12 protein-coding genes are annotated in these 18,180 nt (G+C 57.1%); 6 read left to right on the plus strand and 6 right to left on the minus strand.

Translation table 11 applies throughout. The annotated features are described in order from the left end of the window. Positions 1-170: 170 nt before the first annotated feature. The 3 genes from FJU30_RS01195 to FJU30_RS01205 all read right to left on the minus strand — a co-directional run bounded on the left by FJU30_RS01195 (position 171) and on the right by FJU30_RS01205 (position 4,228). Positions 171-548 carry a DUF3592 domain-containing protein gene (locus tag FJU30_RS01195; protein WP_150433612.1) on the minus strand — a complete coding sequence of 126 codons (378 nt, stop codon included), beginning with the start codon at positions 546-548 and terminating at the stop codon, positions 171-173. 7 nt (positions 549-555) lie between these two features. Further along, a complete protein-coding gene (locus tag FJU30_RS01200; protein WP_150433613.1) occupies positions 556-2,814 on the minus strand; it encodes a type VI secretion system Vgr family protein in 2,259 nt (752 codons plus the stop codon). Between the two features lie 643 nt (positions 2,815-3,457). Then, positions 3,458-4,228, minus strand: coding sequence for a DedA family protein (locus FJU30_RS01205; RefSeq protein ID WP_150433845.1), 771 nt, complete (start codon positions 4,226-4,228; stop codon positions 3,458-3,460). Positions 4,229-4,391: 163 nt separating this feature from the next. On the opposite strand from FJU30_RS01205, the gene FJU30_RS01210 reads away from it, so the two are divergent. The 5 genes from FJU30_RS01210 (at position 4,392) to FJU30_RS01230 (ending at position 12,814) form a co-directional block, all read left to right on the plus strand. After that, entirely contained in the window at positions 4,392-5,966 is a 1,575-nt protein-coding gene (locus tag FJU30_RS01210) for a sensor domain-containing diguanylate cyclase (protein WP_150433614.1), read from the plus strand. Between the two features lie 66 nt (positions 5,967-6,032). Then, positions 6,033-8,393 (plus strand): DNA polymerase II, encoded by a 2,361-nt coding sequence (locus FJU30_RS01215; RefSeq protein ID WP_150433615.1) that lies wholly within the window; start codon positions 6,033-6,035, stop codon positions 8,391-8,393. 179 nt (positions 8,394-8,572) lie between these two features. After that, positions 8,573-11,479, plus strand: a complete 2,907-nt coding sequence (rapA, locus tag FJU30_RS01220; protein ID WP_150433616.1) for an RNA polymerase-associated protein RapA — start codon at positions 8,573-8,575, stop codon at positions 11,477-11,479. A 54-nt stretch (positions 11,480-11,533) separates the two neighbouring features. Then, positions 11,534-12,187 (plus strand): bifunctional tRNA pseudouridine(32) synthase/23S rRNA pseudouridine(746) synthase RluA, encoded by a 654-nt coding sequence (gene rluA, locus FJU30_RS01225; RefSeq protein ID WP_150433846.1) that lies wholly within the window; start codon positions 11,534-11,536, stop codon positions 12,185-12,187. Positions 12,188-12,367: 180 nt separating this feature from the next. Next, positions 12,368-12,814 (plus strand): DcrB-related protein, encoded by a 447-nt coding sequence (locus tag FJU30_RS01230; RefSeq protein ID WP_150433617.1) that lies wholly within the window; start codon positions 12,368-12,370, stop codon positions 12,812-12,814. Between the two features lie 199 nt (positions 12,815-13,013). On the opposite strand, the gene FJU30_RS01235 is transcribed toward FJU30_RS01230, so the two are convergent. From FJU30_RS01235 to djlA, 3 genes are all read right to left on the minus strand, one after another. Further along, the gene (locus FJU30_RS01235; protein WP_150433618.1) at positions 13,014-13,400 is read right to left on the minus strand and encodes a cupin domain-containing protein; all 387 of its coding nucleotides are present in this window, start codon (positions 13,398-13,400) and stop codon (positions 13,014-13,016) included. A gap of 137 nt (positions 13,401-13,537) precedes the next feature. After that, positions 13,538-14,341: an AraC family transcriptional regulator gene (locus FJU30_RS01240; RefSeq protein WP_150433619.1), complete on the minus strand. Its 804-nt coding sequence runs from the start codon at positions 14,339-14,341 to the stop codon at positions 13,538-13,540. Positions 14,342-14,736: 395 nt separating this feature from the next. Further along, positions 14,737-15,600 carry a co-chaperone DjlA gene (gene djlA, locus FJU30_RS01245; protein WP_150433620.1) on the minus strand — a complete coding sequence of 288 codons (864 nt, stop codon included), beginning with the start codon at positions 15,598-15,600 and terminating at the stop codon, positions 14,737-14,739. A 186-nt stretch (positions 15,601-15,786) separates the two neighbouring features. On the opposite strand from djlA, the gene lptD reads away from it, so the two are divergent. Then, on the plus strand, positions 15,787-18,153 hold the full coding sequence (lptD, locus tag FJU30_RS01250) for an LPS assembly protein LptD (protein WP_150433621.1): 2,367 nt from the start codon (positions 15,787-15,789) through the stop codon (positions 18,151-18,153). Positions 18,154-18,180 lie beyond the last annotated feature (27 nt).

The raw sequence follows: 18,180 nt of genomic DNA on the forward strand, positions 1-18,180 counted from the left end.
GCTTATGGAAAAATTCAGCGTAACTGTACCTTTCAGGATTAACTACTCCTTCTGGCTAAGGGGAATGTAATATTAATTATATCTGAATTATCTATATCATATGCACAAGTAATCATTAAAATAAAAACCATAAAAACAGCGAAACCAGTCATAATGCCTTACAAATCCAGCTAAAGGAAAAGGGGCTTATCATAAATGGCTATCTTATTTGGGTTTTCTGGATCATATTTAATAGTAGTTCCATTTCCTGCTTTAAATCTTTCTACTTCATTGATATCAAGAGCTTTTTTAACGCTAGCCTCATACTCTTTTCCATCCAATGTCATAAATCTGACCGTAATATTACAGACTGGTTTATTTCCTCCCCATTCATTAGTTTGCTGAACTGAGACTATATCCGCGTTAGCACCAACTCCGTTTTTCAAAACACGTGCCTGTGTAAATCCCTCTTTGACTGGAATAATTAATAGATTTAAAACCGTCCGACAGGCAGCAAATATCGGAAGAATCAATAAAATAGCAATAAAAAAATCTTTCCACGTATTCATTTTAAACCTATATCATTAAAGTTAAAATTTTTGATGAATAATGCAAAGCGCCACTACCAACAAAAGTGCCTATAACTCTTATGTCCATTGCTGAATATTTATTTTCAAAACTTTTATGCGATAGAGAAATCGGTGTAATCGAGATATTTGTTTGTGCATAAGCAAAAGCAACCCCTTTAAAGGCTAGTGTAAAAGCCTCCAACGCTGTCTTACTTTTTACATATTCAATAGAGGATTCCGCGAAAGATTTTTTTGATGTATCTTTGCTTTCAAACTTTGGTGAATCAATAAAAACCTTACTATCACTTTTAATAGTTATAAGATTTGGGCTATAAATTTTTACACTACCTCCAGTTATAGTTTGATTCCAATCGCCATTAATATCAATCGATACTTCACCTTCAATTTTTTCTTTTTTACCACCAGCTGAAATAGTAGTTTGTAATCCGTCATCAAACATCTCAGTAACTTTTCCTGTCACATGATGCTTATATACGCCATCAACGTTAATGGATCTATCCCCTTTAATTATATTACTATCCCCTCCACTTGTGATCTCAAGCTTCCTGCCGTTCTTGATCTTCGTCGTCTGGCTATTATTGAAGGTGTTGCTTTCAACATCGTCCACCGTAGTATCGCGCTTAGCCTTATAGTGGAACGTGGCGTTCCCCACCACCGTATCCTGCTGCTCCTTGTTAATCTCGGTAAAGCGGTTGCCGTCGACCGTCACCCGCTTATCATTCTCCACCGAAACATTCATATCTTTTTCGGCGTGCATGTCGAATGACTCGCTGCCGAGGCGGTCTTCAAAGAACAGGTAGCTGGCGTTGTCTTTAGTGCCGTTTTTACTGCGCGACATAAAGCCCATTTTGGTGGCGTCGTTAGGCAGGTCCCACGGCGGCATGCTGTCTTCATTATAGACGCGGCCGGTGATAATCGGCCGATCGGGGTCGCCGTTGATGAAGTCGACCACCACTTCTTCGCCGACGCGCGGTACCTGCACGCCGCCATATTTCCAGCCGGCCCAGGCGCTGGAGACGCGCACCCAGCAGGAGCTGGTGTCGTCGCCGCTGGCGTAGCGGTCCCAGCGGAATTTAACCTTCACCCTGCCGTATTTGTCCGTCCAGATGGGCTCGCCCTGCGGGCCGACCACCTCGGCGGTTTGCGGTCCATAGGTACGCGGCCAGGGCGTGCTGCGAGCCGGGCGCCAGTTCAGGCTGGCCGGCACCACGCTGAATTTAACCAGGTGTTCGCCCTGCTGGCTGCCGCCGGAGGCGTAGTGGTTTTCCGTCAGCAGGTAGGTCGCGCGCACCGTCAGGTAGTTGCCGCTGTCTTCCTGGCGCGGCGGATTAATAAAAGTAAACTGGTAGCCCGGCGCAATTCCCACCGCCGTGGCTTCGCCGCTCATTTGTTCGTGGCGCGCTTCCATTTCCTGCTGGCGCACGCGCGCATAAAATTGCCCGTGCTCCTGTTCGGTAAAGCGGCCAGGCCAGTCATAGACTTCTGCCTTTCTGGCAGCGAAGGACTGCGGGTTCTGACGCGCCTCGAACAGCGCGGCGCGCGGTTTATGGAAATCATAGTCCGCGTGGCTGTACAGGCCGGGCGTAATGGCGTCGGTGACGCTCCAGCTATAGATGCCCTCCGCCTTCACCAGCATGTCGCCTTCCGGCATATCGTAGGCGATGGTTTCATAGCCGGTCATCGTGGTGTGGCTGTCCGGCGAGTCGCTGAGGATCAGCGTCTGCTCGCCCATTTCGTGGCGGAACCAGAAGTAGATGCCTTCATGCTGCATCAGGCGGGAGATGAAATCGTAATCGCTTTCGTTGTACTGAACGCAGTATCCCCACTGGCGGTATTCGGCGCTAAGCTGGTTCTCAAAGGTGATCTGATAGTCGTTGAGCAGCGAGGTGAGAATTTCCGGCACGCTCTTTTCCTGCCAGATCCTGAAATCGCGATTCTGTTTGAGATACCACAGCGCCGGGCTCAGGGTGGCGCGGTAAATATAGTAACGATCGCCGTGACTTTCCCGCCCGGCCAGCGTCATACGGGTGATATAGCCATTAAGATAGCGGGAGGAAAGCAGATTGCTGCGGATTTCGACCGTTAGCGGCTTGCCCAACAAGCCTTTAAGATCGATGGCGTTATCGGCGCTCAGCAGTTCAACGTCAAACTCATAGAGTTCAGAGAGCTGTTCAGTGCCAGCGAGTGATTTAAACAGTAGCGCGTCAGAGCCTAACGGTGTATGAGCAGTAATAATGCGATCCATTGACGATTACCCTTCATCTTTCCAGTTGCAGAGGTGTTGAGTTTTTTAATTACCCGGTCCGGCGGGACCGCGGTAAGTCGCGTTCAAATCAGCGCGGGCGAATCATCGCGCCGCTCACTGAGTGACTAAACGCCAGAGGACTTGTCATTTACCGCCCGACCGCATCCTGAAGCCTGGTGGGCCTGTCTCCCCTTACTGCGGCGTACATTTCTGATGCGAAAATAGCTACCGCAGCACCTGACTATGCTTTTAAATAACATCAGGCGCGACAGCAAGATACCCCTCATCGCTTTCAGACTGCAGCAACGCCGTCAGCCGATGAATACCGGTCGACGGGCTTACGCCATGACCATATAAGGAGGCGAAGCCGACTCGCCGGCGTTCTTAGCCATGAAGGGTATAACTTTCAGCGGATTAGTATACCCGGCGCAGCGCCAGGCGCCCAGATGCCGACACTGAGACTAATCCTAAACAGCGGAGTTTACCCCGGAATGCCGTCTATTGCAGGCTAAATTTCTGTCGTGCAAAGCGCCAACAGGCCGCGACGGATACGCTGACGATAGATTGCGGCTCTGGTTACGCCGCTAAATCAGGCGACCCTGCCGCCGCGTTTTCGTCCGGGCGGCGACCGTCCGGCGCGGGCTTACCCCAGCAGCACCTGCCAGAGCAGATGGCGGTAAACCGGCATTAACGGCTGCTGCAATAACAGAATGCAACAAACGCCGGCGCCCAGCGTCGCCAGCGGCGTCAGCCAGCGCAGTCGCTGCAACGTCAACCAGCGGCCTGCGCCCCGCCGGACGCTGCGCCGCGCCGCCCGCCACCAGCGCCAGATCAGCCAGCCCGCCAGCCAGATGAGCAGCACCGAACACAACAGCAGCAGCTTGAAGGCGCCGCTGTGCGCATTGGCCGGGATATCGATCGCCACGCCGGTCAGAATACCGGGCAACAAATAGATCGGCGGCCATAGCAGGCAACCGATAATATTAGGCAGCGCGAATTTCCACGGCGGCAGTTCCAGCATACCGGCAACCATCGGGATCAGCGGCCGGGTCGGTCCGACGAAACGGCCTATCAGAACTGTCGATATATGGTGCTGATGCAGCGCGTGTTCGGTGCGTTTCATCAGCGTCTGATGTTTTCGCAAAAATGACCAGTTATGCAGCGGTTGCCTGAACACCCGGCCGATAAAGTAAGAAATCCAGTCGCCCAGCAGGCAACCGACAATGCCGGCGCCCCAGGCGGGATATAGCCCCATCTGGCCGCTGCCGACCAGCGTGCCGAGCGAAGCCATCATAACGGTGCCCGGCAACAATAAACCGACCAGCGCCATAGATTCCAGCAACGCAACCAGCATCACGGCAAGTAATGAATAAGCTAATGATTGTGTTACCAGATGATCCAGCCAGACTTCCATAAATTGTTCTCTCTGCACAGACACGCAACGCATTGTCTGGATCATAACCGGCGGCGTCAACGGCTGGAGTGTGAATAAATTTATGGCCGTGGTTATTTTACATACACCGCCGCAACGCCTATTATCTCCGCTTACTTTTTTCCGAGTTTGCGCAACCTGGCCTATGTTTACACACAAGTTCCCCCGTATCGGCCTGGGCCGTCTGATTCTAATTTTGGCCGTTATGAGCGCCCTGATCACCCTGGCCAACAGTTTCTATGCCAGTTATCGCGTCCAGAAGCAGCTATTAATCGATAATACGCTGGAAGCGAATCGGGTATACGCCACTAAGCTGGCCGCCGTGACCGATATGTTCTTCATAAACGCGCAGGAGCAAATGGCCTATAGCGCTCAGCTGATCGCGGGAAATTTTAACGACGAACGCAAAATGCAGCAGGAAGTGGACCGTCTGAGATTACAAACGCACGTCTTCAATTCGGTGGCGATCGCCGACAGTAAGGGGACCATTCGCACTATCTCGCCGGATACGCTGCAGCTCAAAGGGCATACTCCCGCGTCGCCCGGAATCAATGAAGCGCTGAAAATGCGGCGCCCGCTGATAGGGCAACCCTATGTCTCCGCAGCGAATAATTTGCTAATTCTGATTTCATACCCGATATTCTCGCCGCAGAACCGCTACCTGGGCTATATCAGCGGCACCATTTATCTGAAGCAAAAGAATATCCTGAACGATCTGCTGGGCGACCACTATTATCGCGACGGCTCCTATATTTATGTAATTGATAAATACAAAAATATTATTTATCACAAAGACGTTGAGCGCATCGGCCGGAAAATGGATAACGATCAAATTCTGGATAAAAGCGCCAACGGCAGCCAGCAGCTCATGAGCAGCAGCGGCGTCGAAATGCTGGCAGGCTACGCCACGGTGCCGACCTCCAGCTGGCAAATCGTTACCCTGCGCCCGACGCACATGACGCTGCGCCCGCTGGACGGGCTGATGAAGAATGTACTGCGCCATACTTTTCCGATCGCGCTGGTGACGTTGCTCGGCGTCTGGATACTGGCGCGCTTTATCTCACGTCCGCTCTGGCTGCTGGCGCACAGCGCCAACCAGATGGACGCCAGCGGCGTGGAAGATAATATCAAGCATATTTCATCCTGGTATTTTGAAGCGGCTCAGTTGAAAAAAGCCATGCTGGTCGGGATCAATCTGCTGCATAAAAAAATAGGCAAGCTGAAATCGGAAGCGCAGACCGACCCGATGACCGGGCTGTATAACCGGCGGGCGCTGGATACGCAGCTAAAATACTGGCGCGAAATGAAAAAAAGTTTTGCCGCCATCTCATTGGATATCGATAAATTTAAGCGCATCAACGATACCTGGGGGCATGACGTCGGCGATCAGGTCATTATCACCATCGCCCGCCAATTGCGACTTTGCTCGCGCGACAGCGACGCGCTGTTTCGCACCGGCGGCGAAGAGTTTTTAATTCTGCTGCCGGAAACCAGTCTGCAGGCCGCCGCGCTGTTTTCAGAACGTCTGCGCAGCTGTGTGGAACAGACCGTGATGCCGATGGCGCAACCCGTTACGATATCCGTCGGCGTCGCGATGGAACAGGCCGGCTGCACGCAGCCCGATATCGTATTTAAACAGGCGGATAATGCGCTTTATCAAGCCAAACAGCAGGGACGAAATCGGGTAGTGATTGCCAGCCCGCCGCAGGATACTGTATAAATAACCATATCATTAACCGGACGGCTGAAACACGCCTCCGACGCTCCCGCAGGCAAAGGCCATTTTGTGACTCAACCACGTCAGGGCTTTGTGCTCACGCGCCACTGGCACGATACGCCGGCCGGCACGCAGATTACCTTCTGGCTGGCAACCGATAACGGACCGCTGTCCGTTACGCTGCCGGCCCAGCCGGCCGTGGCCTTTATTCCCGTCGCGCAGCAGGCGCAGGCCAGCGCGCTGCTGCGCCAGGAAAAGCACTGGCGGCTGCGCCCGCTCGGCCTGCGCGATTTTCACTTGCGGCCGGTCGTCGGTCTGTACTGTACGCAATATCGCCACCTGCTGCGGCTGGAAAAGATCCTCAGCGCAGGCGGCGTCACCGTTTATGAAGCCGATATTCGCCCGCCCGAACGCTATCTGATGGAACGCTTCATTACCGCGCCGCTATGGCTGAGCCAGCGCGATGCCAACGGCGAGGCGGCCATCCGCATGAAGCCCTGCGAGGACTACCGCCCCAGTCTGCGGCTGGTGTCGCTGGATATCGAAACCAGTCGTCACGGCGAACTCTACTGCATTGGTCTGGAAGGCTGCGGTCAACGCCAGGTGTATATGCTCGGCCCGCCCGGCCCGAGGCCGTCAGCAGAGCCGGGCGTTAATCTGGAATATGTCGGCAGCCGGCCGCAGCTGCTGGAAAAACTGAACCAGTGGCTGGAGCAGCACGATCCGGACGCAATCATCGGCTGGAATCTGGTGCAGTTTGATTTGCGCGTGCTGCAAAAGCACGCCGAACGCTATCGCATTCCTCTGCGCTTCGGTCGCGGCGGCGGCGAGCTGGAGTGGCGCGAACACGGTTTTAAGCCCGGCCATTTTTTCGCCGGCGCCGCCGGCCGGCTGATTATCGATGGCATTGAAGCGCTGAAATCCGCCACATGGAATTTCCCTTCATTCAGTCTGGAGGCCGTCGCCCGCACCCTGCTGGGCGAGGGGAAAGACATCGACAATCCCTGGCAGCGCATGGACGAGATCGAACGGCTGTTTGCCGAAGATAAACCCGCGCTGGCGCGCTATAACCTGCAGGACTGCACGCTGGTAACGCGGATCTTCGAACACACGGAACTGCTCTCTTTCCTGCTCGAACGGGCCAGCGTTACCGGTCTGGCGGCCGATCGCAGCGGCGGTTCGGTCGCCGCCTTTACCCACCTCTACCTGCCGCGCATGCATCGCGCGGGCTACGTGGCGCCGAACCTGGGCGAGATCGCCCCCGAGGCCAGCCCGGGAGGTTTTGTTATGGACTCGCGGCCCGGCCTGTATGACTCCGTGCTGGTGCTGGATTACAAGAGTTTGTATCCGTCCATCATTCGCACCTTTTTGATCGATCCGGTCGGTCTGGCCGCCGGCCTGCAGCAGCCCGACGAGCAGCATGCTGTGCCAGGCTACCGCGGCGCCTGGTTCTCGCGCCGGCAGCACTGTCTGCCGGCCATTGTGGAACACATCTGGCAGGGGCGCGAAGCGGCTAAACGCGCCGGCAACAAGCCGCTGTCGCAGGCGCTGAAAATCATTATGAACGCCTTTTACGGCGTGCTGGGGTCGGACGGCTGTCGCTTCTTTGATCCGCGGCTGGCCTCCTCCATTACCCTGCGCGGGCATGACATCATGCGGCAGACGCGCGAGCGCATTGAAGCCCAGGGTTACCGCGTTATCTATGGCGATACCGATTCCACCTTCGTCTGGCTTGGGCGGGCGCATTCCGATGAAGAGGCCGGCCGCATCGGCAACGCGCTGGTGCAGGATATCAATCAGTGGTGGCGCCGGCACCTGCGGCAGACGCTGGGACTGGAGAGCGCCCTTGAGCTGGAGTTCGAAACGCATTTTCGCCGCTTTCTGATGCCCACCATCCGCGGCGCCGAGCAGGGCAGCAAAAAACGCTATGCCGGGCTCATCAGCGCGCCGCAGGGCGACCAAATGGTGTTCAAGGGGCTGGAGACGGTGCGCACCGACTGGACGCCGCTGGCGCAGCAGTTTCAACAGGCGCTGTATCTGCGTATTTTTCAGCGTCAGCCTTACCAGGAATGGCTGCGCGCCTGGGTCGAGGATACGCTGAGCGGCAAATACGATCATCTGCTGATTTACCGGAAACGTCTGCGCCGCCGGCTGGACGATTATCAGAAAAATGTTCCGCCCCATGCGCGCGCCGCCCGCATCGCGGAGGACTATAATCGCCAGCTCGGCCGCCCGCTGCAGTACCAGAACGGCGGCTGGATTAGCTACGTGATGACCAGCGCCGGGCCGGAGCCGCTGGAAATCCGCCATTCGCCGCTGGATTATCAGCATTATGTCGAACGGCAGCTGCAGCCGGTCGCCGATGCGATCCTGCCCTTTTTGCATGACGATTTCACCACGCTGGTCACCGGCCAGATGGGGCTGTTTTAACATAAAGGAGGATGTTTTACAGGTGACGAACGCGCCGCCATCCATTACCATAACGCCCTTTCTGAAGGAACTTCAGTAACATTGAATTTTTCGTGCCTGACGCACTGCCCTTCACGAGCACGAATGGCAAGCTGTTGCCAACACTCCCCCGACACAGACGAAAATCGAGCTGAGAATTTATGCCTTTTACACTTGGTCAACGCTGGATCAGCGATACAGAGAGCGAACTTGGATTAGGTACCGTCGTTGCGCTGGATACGCGGATGGTTACGTTACTGTTTCCTGCCAGCGGTGAAAACCGCCTCTACGCCAGAAATGACGCCCCAATCACTCGCGTGATATTCAATCCGGGCGATACCGTTACCAGTCATGAAGGCTGGCAGTTGAAGGTTGAGGACGTGCGCGAAGAAAACGGGCTGCTGATATATACCGGCCAGCGGCTGGACGATACGCCCGTCACGGCCGAACTGCGTGAGGTTATGCTCGACAGCAAACTGACCTTTAATAAACCGCAGGATCGTTTGTTCGCCGGACAAATCGATCGGATGGACCGCTTCGCGCTGCGCTACCGCGCTCGTCGTCATCAGCGCGATCAGGCGCTTCAGCCATGGAACGGTCTGCGCGGCATGCGCGCCAGCCTGATCCCGCACCAGCTGCACATTGCGCGCGAAGTCGGCCAGCGCCATGCCCCGCGCGTTCTGCTGGCCGATGAAGTGGGTCTGGGGAAAACCATCGAGGCAGGCATGATCATTCACCAGCAACTGCTGGCCGGGCGCGCCGAACGCGTGCTGATCGTGGTGCCGGAAACGCTGCAGCACCAGTGGCTGGTGGAGATGCTGCGTCGTTTCAACCTGTTGTTCTCGCTGTTCGATGACGAACGCTACGCGGAAGCGCGGCTGGACAGCAGCAACCCGTTCGAAACCGAACAGCTGGTAATCTGCTCGCTGGATTTCGTCTGCCGCAACGCGCAGCGTCAACAACAGCTGCAGGCCGCGGGCTGGGACCTGCTGGTGGTGGATGAAGCGCATCACCTCTCCTGGAGCGAAACCGCCTCCAGCGAGGCCTATCAGGCGATCGAAGGTTTGGCCGGCCGCATCCCGGCGGTATTACTGTTGACCGCCACGCCCGAACAGCTGGGACAGGAAAGCCACTTCGCGCGTCTGCGCCTGCTCGATCCCAACCGTTTTCATGATTACCACGAATTTGTGCGCGAACAGCAGCAGTACCGTCCGGTCGCCGACGCGGTCTCCCTGCTGCTGGCCGGCGAAACGCTGACCCCGAACGACCTCAACTTATTGGGCGAGCTGCTGGGCGAGCAGGACATCGAACCGCTGCTGAAATCGGCCAACAGTCAGAGCGAAGACAGCCAGCAGGCGCGTCAGGAACTGATTACCATGCTGATGGACCGCCACGGCACCAGCCGGGTGCTGTTCCGCAACACCCGCCAGGGCGTGAAAGGCTTTCCGCAGCGGGTACTGCACCAGATCAAACTGCCGCTGCCCGCCCAGTATCAGACCGCCATCAAAGTCGCCTCGATCATGAATGCGTCCAAAACGGCGGAGGTGCGCGCGCGCGATATGCTCTATCCCGAGCATATCTACCAGCAGTTTGAAGATGATAACGCCACCTGGTGGAGCTTCGATCCGCGCGTGGAATGGCTGCTGAACTACCTGACTCAGCACCGGGAAGAAAAGATCCTGGTGATCTGCGCGCGCGCCGCCACCGCGCTGCAGCTCGAACAGGTGCTGCGCACGCGCGAAGCCATTCGGGCCGCCGTGTTCCATGAAGGCCTGTCTATCATCGAACGCGACCGCGCCGCCGCCTGGTTCGCCTCGGAAGAAGACGGCGCTCAGGTGCTGCTTTGCTCGGAGATCGGCTCCGAAGGACGCAACTTCCAGTTCGCCAGTCATCTGGTGATGTTTGATCTGCCGTTCAACCCGGATCTGCTGGAACAGCGCATCGGCCGTCTCGACCGTATCGGCCAGACGCAGCAAATTCAGCTGCTGGTCCCTTATCTGGAAAATACCGCTCAGGCCCTGCTGGTGCGCTGGTATCATGAAGGCCTGGATGCGTTTGAGCACACCTGCCCGACCGGCCGCGCCATCTACGATATGCACTACGAAGAATTGCTGCAGCGGCTGATCACGCCGACCGAACAGCAGGGGCTGGATGAGTTTATCCGCGCCTGCCGTCAGCAACATGACGCGCTGAAACAACAGCTGGAACAGGGGCGCGACCGCCTGCTGGAAATGCACTCCAACGGCGGCGAGCAGGCGCAGCAACTGGCGCAGGCGATCGCCGAACAGGATGATGACGTCAACCTGATTACGTTCGCTCTCAACCTGTTCGATATTGTCGGCATCAACCAGGAAGACCGCAGCGATAACCTGATTGTGCTAACGCCGTCCGATCATATGCTGGTGCCGGATTTCCCGGGCCTGCCGCAGGACGGCTGCACCATTACCTTCGATCGCGAACAGGCGCTGTCGCGGGAAGACGCCCAGTTCATCAGTTGGGAACACCCGTTGATCCGCAACGGCCTTGATCTGATCCTGTCCGGCGAAACCGGCAGCTGCGCCGTATCGCTGCTGAAGAATAAGGCGCTGCCGGTCGGCACGCTGCTGGCCGAGCTGATCTATGTGGTTGAGGCGCAGGCGCCGAAAAGTCTGCAGCTGACGCGCTTTCTGCCGCCGACGCCGGTGCGCCTGCTGGTCGATCGCAAAGGCACCGATCTGGCCGGTCAGGTCGAATTCGAAGCGTTTAACCGGCAGCTCAGCGCCGTCAACCGGCATACCGCCAGCAAGCTGGTCAACGCCGTGCAGCCGGAAGTACACAATATGCTGCAGTTGGCCGAAGAGCTGGTTGCGCATCAGGCCCGTCAGTTGATCGTGACGGCGCAGGAGGAAGCGGACCGCCAGCTGCGCCTCGAACTGGAGCGACTGGCCGCGCTGCAGGCGGTGAATCCGAACATCCGCGAGGACGAACTGCGCGCGCTGGAAGACCAGCGCGAACAGATCCTGCTGAACCTGCATCAGGCCAACTGGCGGCTGGATGCCATCCGTCTGGTGGTGGTCACTCACCAGTAAACGTATCATCCCGGCGGCAAAGGCCGGCGCCCTTGCCGCCCCAGTGGAGTTATGATGGATCCTTATAACCCTCCGCGCGATCCCTGGCTGCATATTCTGTATCAGGATCAGCACATTATCGTGGTCAATAAGCCCAGCGGTCTGCTGTCGGTGCCGGGCCGGGCGCCCGAACATAAAGACAGCGTGATGAGCCGCATCCAGGCCGATTTCCCGCTGGCCGAATCGGTCCATCGTCTTGATATGGCCACCAGCGGCGTGATGGCGGTAGCGCTGAACAAGGCGGCGGAGCGCGAATTAAAGCGCCAGTTCCGCGAGCGGGAACCGAAAAAATCTTATCTGGCGCGCGTCTGGGGCTGGGTCGAACAGGATGAGGGAATGGTTGATCTGCCGCTCATCTGCGACTGGCCGAATCGGCCGCGTCAGAAAGTGTGCTTCGAGCAGGGCAAAGCGGCGCAAACGGCCTGGCAGGTGCTGACGCGTGAAGCCGCCGGCACCACGCTGATTAAGCTGATGCCGATTACCGGCCGTTCTCACCAGTTACGCGTACATATGCTGTCGCAGGGGCATCCGATTCTCGGCGATGGCTTCTACGCCCCCGCCGAGGTAAAAGCGATGGCGCCGCGCCTGCTGCTGCACGCCCAGGAATTGCGCATCACCCATCCAGCCTTTACCACCCCGATGCACTTCCGCTGCGAGGCGGATTTCTAAGCGCGCCGGATTTTACTTGCGCCTGGCGCCGTCAACGGACAGAATGCCGAAAGTTAAATACCAGACTGTTGACAACGTTCGTTACCAGGGAACGCCTCTTTCTGCGACAGTTCCCGCTATCTCTGGTGCCCTGGCGACGCTCTCAACAACCTCTACATTTAAGCGACAGGATGCTGCACGATGCCATTTTCCTCTACTCGTTGCCAGTTCACCGAAGGCAGCGTTGCGCTGCCCGAAGGCTATCTCGACCGCACGGTAAACGTCTTCGCCCCAGCCGCGGCGGATAGCGCCTCCTTTAATATCGCTCGCGATACGCTGCCGCCGGACGAAACGCTGTCCGCTTATATCGATCGTCAACTCAGTCTGCTGGGCAAACATCTTAAGGGATGGAAAGAACGCTCCCGCGCGCCGGCGCAGCTTGGCCAGGGGGAGCAGGCGCTGAACGGCGAATGCGTTCAGGCCAGTTACCTGCGCGACGGCCAGCGGGTCTGGCAGCAGCAGGCGGTGTTTGCCCCGGGCAACGGCCTGATCCTGGTCTTTACCCAGAGCGTCGGCCGGGCGCTGACGGAGCAGGATAAAGCGCAGTTCGCCGACCTGCTGAACAGTTTTACCCGAGCGGCGTCTTAATCTCCGCGTGGTGATGACCGCCGCATGGCGCCCCGACTTAGCCCGGACAGCGAAGTCGCGACGGACACGGCGCCACTTCGGCCAGTCGGCGCTGCCGCACGCCGCGGCGCGACCCGATAGATGGCCGCGCCAGGCATGGGAATCGGTTCATAGACCGCTCATCCGGCAAAAAACGGCGGACGCCGGGCAAGCGATAAATTCAGATCCACCGGTCAGCGGGCGCGGTTCTTTCGCCTCCCTGATCGCCGGTATTCATCACGCCGCGCGGCTCAATGATTAACAGCTTTACCTCCTTGTCGGCACGGGGTTTATGGCTAACGCCTTTCGGAACCACAAACAGCTCTCCGGCGTTGACCAGCACATGGCTATCCGCAAAATCGATGCGCAGTTCGCCTTCAATCACCATAAAAACTTCATCGGTTTCGGGGTGGGCATGCCAGATAAACTCCCCTTCAATCCTGACCAGCTTAAACTGGTTGTCGTTCATTTCCGCAATGACTCTGGGAGACCAGTGTTCATCGATCAACGAAAACTTATTCGCCAAATTGATCGCCGGCACGGCGGACTGAATGTTCTTTTTAACCATAATAACCCTCTCGCGTTGAAATGAGAGAGTAGTACGGCAGAGGAAGCAGGATCTTGTACGATCGTGCAGTTGGTCAGTCGGTCAGTCGGTCAGTCGGTCAGTCGGTCAGTCGGTCAGTCGGTCAGTCGGTCAGTCGGTCAGTCGGTCAGCATTCTGAACCAGCGCGCCGGCGAAAGGCCGTATGTCTGAGTGAAATGCCGGGTCATGTGGCTTTGGTCGCTGAATCCCGCGGCCAGCGCGGCATCGGCAAGGGAAAAACCGTCCAGCATCAGATGCCGGCACTGTTCCAGACGACGCTGGACCACATAGCGATAAGGGCTGGTGCCGTACAGTGCGCGAAAATCGCGCGACAGGCTCCAGCGCTCCCGGCCGCTGGCGATCTCCAGCGCATCCAGCGTTACCGCGTCCGCCAGGTGGCTATGAATGTACTCGCGCGCCCGCTCCGCGGCGGCGAAATCGAATGACCCGCGTCCCCGACGCTGGCCGGCCACACAATCCAGCGCCTGCGCCAGATCATAAATAGCATCGTCTTCTTCCAGCGGGTCGATAACGTTATCGATACTTTGCAGCAGATTTTCCATCGCGCGATACAGTCTCGGGTCGTTCGATATCCCGCCGGGAATAAAAGGCAGAGGACGGCCCCGCAGAATCTGCTGAATTAATACCGGCTCCACATAAATCATCCGGTAATGGAAACCCTGCTCGCAGCCGGCTTCGCCGTCGTGCAGTTCATCCGGGTAAATCACCATGCTGCTGCCGGGCAGACTATGCCGCATGCTCTTCTGATAGCGAAAATTCTGCACGCCCGACAGCGTACGGCCAATAGCGTAGACGTCATGGCGATGAGGCTCATATGCATAACTGCTAAAGAAGGCTTCAATTCGCTCTACTTTAGCGCCCTGCGGCGCGCGTAAGACCCAGTCTCTGTCAGTGATAATCATCGCCGTCAGCGCTCCGGTTGATATTGGCAAACGTCGTCCGGCCGGTCGACATCATCGGTTGCGCCAGCGACCGGCGCCCCCACTCGATAATAGACGATCGCCGCCAAAGATAAATACCCGCGACGGACTATAACCTGCTGAAATAACAATACAAAAATAATGGGCATGGAATCTAACTCATTAGATCAGCTGGACAAAACGCCAGCGGGCCGAACACCCCGGCGCGTCGCCCTGTTTACAAAACTGCCCCAGAAATGGGTCGGGCAATAAAGCCAGCGCGCCGGCGGCCTGAAATATGACGGATATAAAGATCGTTGCCGCTTACGGCGGAAGGTGATTGCGGAAGGAAATGATTCAGAAGGGAGACATAATGCACAGAAGAGAACGTGATTATTCTACCGCCGCTGACTCTTTAGCAGCTCATAGGCGGCCTGAATATCCTGCGCCTTGCGTTTAGCCAGTTCCATCATGCGCGGAGATAACCTTTTCGCCACCAGCTTATCCGGGTGATGTTCACTCATCAGCTTGCGGTAGGCGCGCTTGATGGTGGCCGCATCATCGCTGCTCTTCACCCCCAGAATGCGACAGGCGCTTTCCAGCGTCGGGCTGCGCGGAGGAGACTGGCGCTGCTGCTGCTGATAATGCGAACGGCCGCTATGCGCGCCGCGGTTATCGCCGCTCCTGCGGTAAGATTGATCGCTCTGCGGCCCCGGCCCCGCGCGCCCCTGCTCCATATTGCGCAAAAAAAGCTCAAACTGCGCGCGCGTAACGCCCAGTTCATCGGCGAACACATACAGAAGGCGCCGCTCATTGGGGTGCAGCGCGCCGTTGGCGAAAGCGACCTGTAGCTGAATATCCAGAAACATCTTAATCAGATCGAAACGTCCCATGCAGACATCGCGCAGCTTGCGCAGCTTCATTCGCAGGGGAAAGTAGCTGACTTTTCCCTCGCGGAACGCCTGTTGAGCCGCCGTGCGCGACGCGCCGTGCAGATCGAGCTGGTCCATGATTTGCGTCGCCATCTGGATATCGGCTTCGGTTACCCGCCCTTTCGACTTAGTCAGGTGCCCCATCGCCTGAAACGTGGTCAGGAAGAACAACCCCTCGCGCGGTGACCGGGCGGAGAAAAAATCGCGACGCCGCGACGCACGGGCTTTATCCAGCAAATGACCCGCCAGCAATCCCGCTACCATTCCCCATACGCCGCCGCTGGATAACGCGCCCAGCACCAGCCCCAGCAACTTACCCCAATACCGCATATACTTCCTCAAATCCCCATGCCGTCGGCGAAAAATTGCTTTATCATACCCGTCATTTATCTTTGCACCTAACGGCGGTGCGCAGAAACGACGGGGATTTAACGCTGGCACAACGTCAGCGACTGATATAGTCTCTGACCGTTTGCCGGCATGATGCCCCCGATGACGGAACACCTGATACCGCGTATGAAAAAAAGTTTCCCAACCCTGCTGGCCACACTGATTTGGTCAGCGCTGTACAGCCAGCACGCGCTGGCCGATCTCGCTGAGCAATGCCTGCTGGGCGTGCCCGTCTTCGAGCGTCCGCTGGTCACCGGCTCGGCGGATGAACTGCCGGTCAATATCCACGCCGATAAGGTCGAGGCCAACTACCCGTCCAGCGCCCGCTTTAGCGGCAACGTCAACGTCGCGCAGGGCAACGGCCTCCTCACCGCGAAGGAAGTCGAATTAAACCAGTTGCAGGACGGCGCCGGCGACGATCCCGTACGCACCGTCACCGCCACCGGCGACGTTCACTATGACGACAACCAGGTCATCATGAAGGGTCCGAAGGCCTGGTCTAACCTGACGAATAAAGACACCGATGTCTATCAGGGCGACTATCAGATGGTCGGCCGTCAGGGGCGCGGCAACGCGGACAGAATGAAACTGCGCGATAACAATCGCTACACCATTCTGGAGAACGGCTCCTTCACCTCCTGTTTACCGGGAGATAATAGCTGGAGTGTCGTGGGTTCGGAAGTGATCCACGATCGCGAAGAGCAGGTGGCCGAAATCTGGAACGCGCGCTTTAAAATCGGTAATGTGCCGGTCTTTTACAGCCCCTATCTACAGTTGCCGGTCGGCGATAAGCGCCGTTCCGGCTTCCTGATCCCGAACGCCAAATACGGCAGCAGCAACGGTTTCGAACTGCTCACCCCGTATTACTGGAACATCGCGCCGGCCTTTGACGCCACGCTGACGCCGCATCTGCTGACCAAACGCGGCGTCCAGTGGCAAAACGAGTTTCGCTACCTGGTCGCGCCCGGCACCGGCCTTGTTGAGCTGGACTGGCTGCCCGACGATCGCGAATACGCCAAAGACGAGCCGCAGGATGACAACAACCGCCGCTGGCTGTTCCACTGGGAACATGAAGGCGTCATGGATCAGGTCTGGCGTTTTAGCACCGACTACACCAAAGTCAGCGATGAACGCTACTTTAAAGATCTGGACTCCACCTATGGCGCCACGACCGACGGCTACGTGACGCAAAAACTGAGCGTCGGTTATGCCGATCTCAACTGGGACGCCACGCTCTCGAATAAACGATTCCAGCTGCTGTCCGGCACCGAAAGCAGCGACATTTATCGCGCCGAACCCCAGCTCGATCTGAATTATTACCGCAATGATATCGGCCCGTTCGATGTTCACCTTTATGGTCAGGCGGTAAAATTTACCAATGAGAACCCGAATCGACCGGAAGCCACCCGCCTGCACATTGAACCCGCGCTGACGTTGCCGCTGTCGAACCGCTGGGCCAGCCTGAATACCGAAGCGAAACTGATGGCGACGCACTACCAGCAAAGCAATCTGGAGCGTTACCAGGCCGATCCCGACGTCATGGACAGCAACAAAAACGATCTGAAATCTTCGGTGAACCGGGTGATGGGGCAGTATAAAATGGACGGTAAGCTGGTGCTCGACCGCGATATGGACTGGGCGCCGGGCTATACCCAGACGCTGGAGCCGCGCGCGCAGTACCTGTACGTACCTTACCGCGACCAGAGCGACATCCATACTTATGACTCCACGCTGCTGCAAACCGACTATGCCGGGCTGTTCCGCGACCGCACGTACAGCGGTCTGGATCGCATCGCGTCGGCCAACCAGCTGGCCACCGGTATTACCTCTCGCATTTATGATGATGCGCTGGTTGAACGTTTTAACGCTTCCATAGGTCAAATCTACTACTTTGATCGTCCTCGTACCGGTAATACCAGCACGATACTCGATCAAAATACGGATAACGGCAGTCTGGTGTGGGCCGGCGACACCTACTGGAAGGTGAACGGCGACTGGGGCGTGCGCGGCGGGTTACAGTACGACGCCCGTCAGGACAGCGTGGTGCTGGGCGATGCGGTGGTGGAATACCGGCGCGATGCCGAACGCATGGTGCAACTGAGCTACCGCTACGCCAGCCCGGATTACATTCAGGCGATGCTGCCGAATATCCGTAACCCGGGCTTCCAGCAGGGCATCTCGCAGGTGGGGATGATCGCCAGCTGGCCGGTCGCCGATCGCTGGTCGGTCGTCGGCGCGTATTATTACGATACCAAAGCGAATCAGCCCGCCGACCAGTTGATCGGTTTACAGTACAACACCTGCTGCTGGGCCGTCAGCGTTGGTTATGAACGGAAGATCACCAGTTGGAACAACAGCAGTCTCAGTAGCGAATACGACAATAAAGTGTCGTTCAATATTGAACTGCGCGGCCTGAGCAATAATTACGGGCTGGGTTCCGCGCGCATGCTGAATTCAGGTATTTTACCGTATCAGCGGGCGTTCGGAGAATAGAGCCCCGATAGCGGTTCAGGTTGCGGC

Source organism: Affinibrenneria salicis, from assembly GCF_008710095.1.

Coding starts and splice junctions, on each gene's coding strand:
- FJU30_RS01195 (WP_150433612.1), bottom strand. CDS start 548: ATGAATACGTGGAAAGATTTTTTTATTGCTATTTTATTGATTCTTCCG.
- FJU30_RS01200 (WP_150433613.1), bottom strand. CDS start 2,814: ATGGATCGCATTATTACTGCTCATACACCGTTAGGCTCTGACGCGCTA.
- FJU30_RS01205 (WP_150433845.1), bottom strand. CDS start 4,228: ATGGAAGTCTGGCTGGATCATCTGGTAACACAATCATTAGCTTATTCA.
- FJU30_RS01210 (WP_150433614.1), top strand. CDS start 4,392: ATGTTTACACACAAGTTCCCCCGTATCGGCCTGGGCCGTCTGATTCTA.
- rapA (WP_150433616.1), top strand. CDS start 8,573: ATGCCTTTTACACTTGGTCAACGCTGGATCAGCGATACAGAGAGCGAA.
- rluA (WP_150433846.1), top strand. CDS start 11,534: ATGGATCCTTATAACCCTCCGCGCGATCCCTGGCTGCATATTCTGTAT.
- FJU30_RS01230 (WP_150433617.1), top strand. CDS start 12,368: ATGCCATTTTCCTCTACTCGTTGCCAGTTCACCGAAGGCAGCGTTGCG.
- FJU30_RS01235 (WP_150433618.1), bottom strand. CDS start 13,400: ATGGTTAAAAAGAACATTCAGTCCGCCGTGCCGGCGATCAATTTGGCG.
- FJU30_RS01240 (WP_150433619.1), bottom strand. CDS start 14,341: ATGATTATCACTGACAGAGACTGGGTCTTACGCGCGCCGCAGGGCGCT.
- djlA (WP_150433620.1), bottom strand. CDS start 15,600: ATGCGGTATTGGGGTAAGTTGCTGGGGCTGGTGCTGGGCGCGTTATCC.
- lptD (WP_150433621.1), top strand. CDS start 15,787: ATGAAAAAAAGTTTCCCAACCCTGCTGGCCACACTGATTTGGTCAGCG.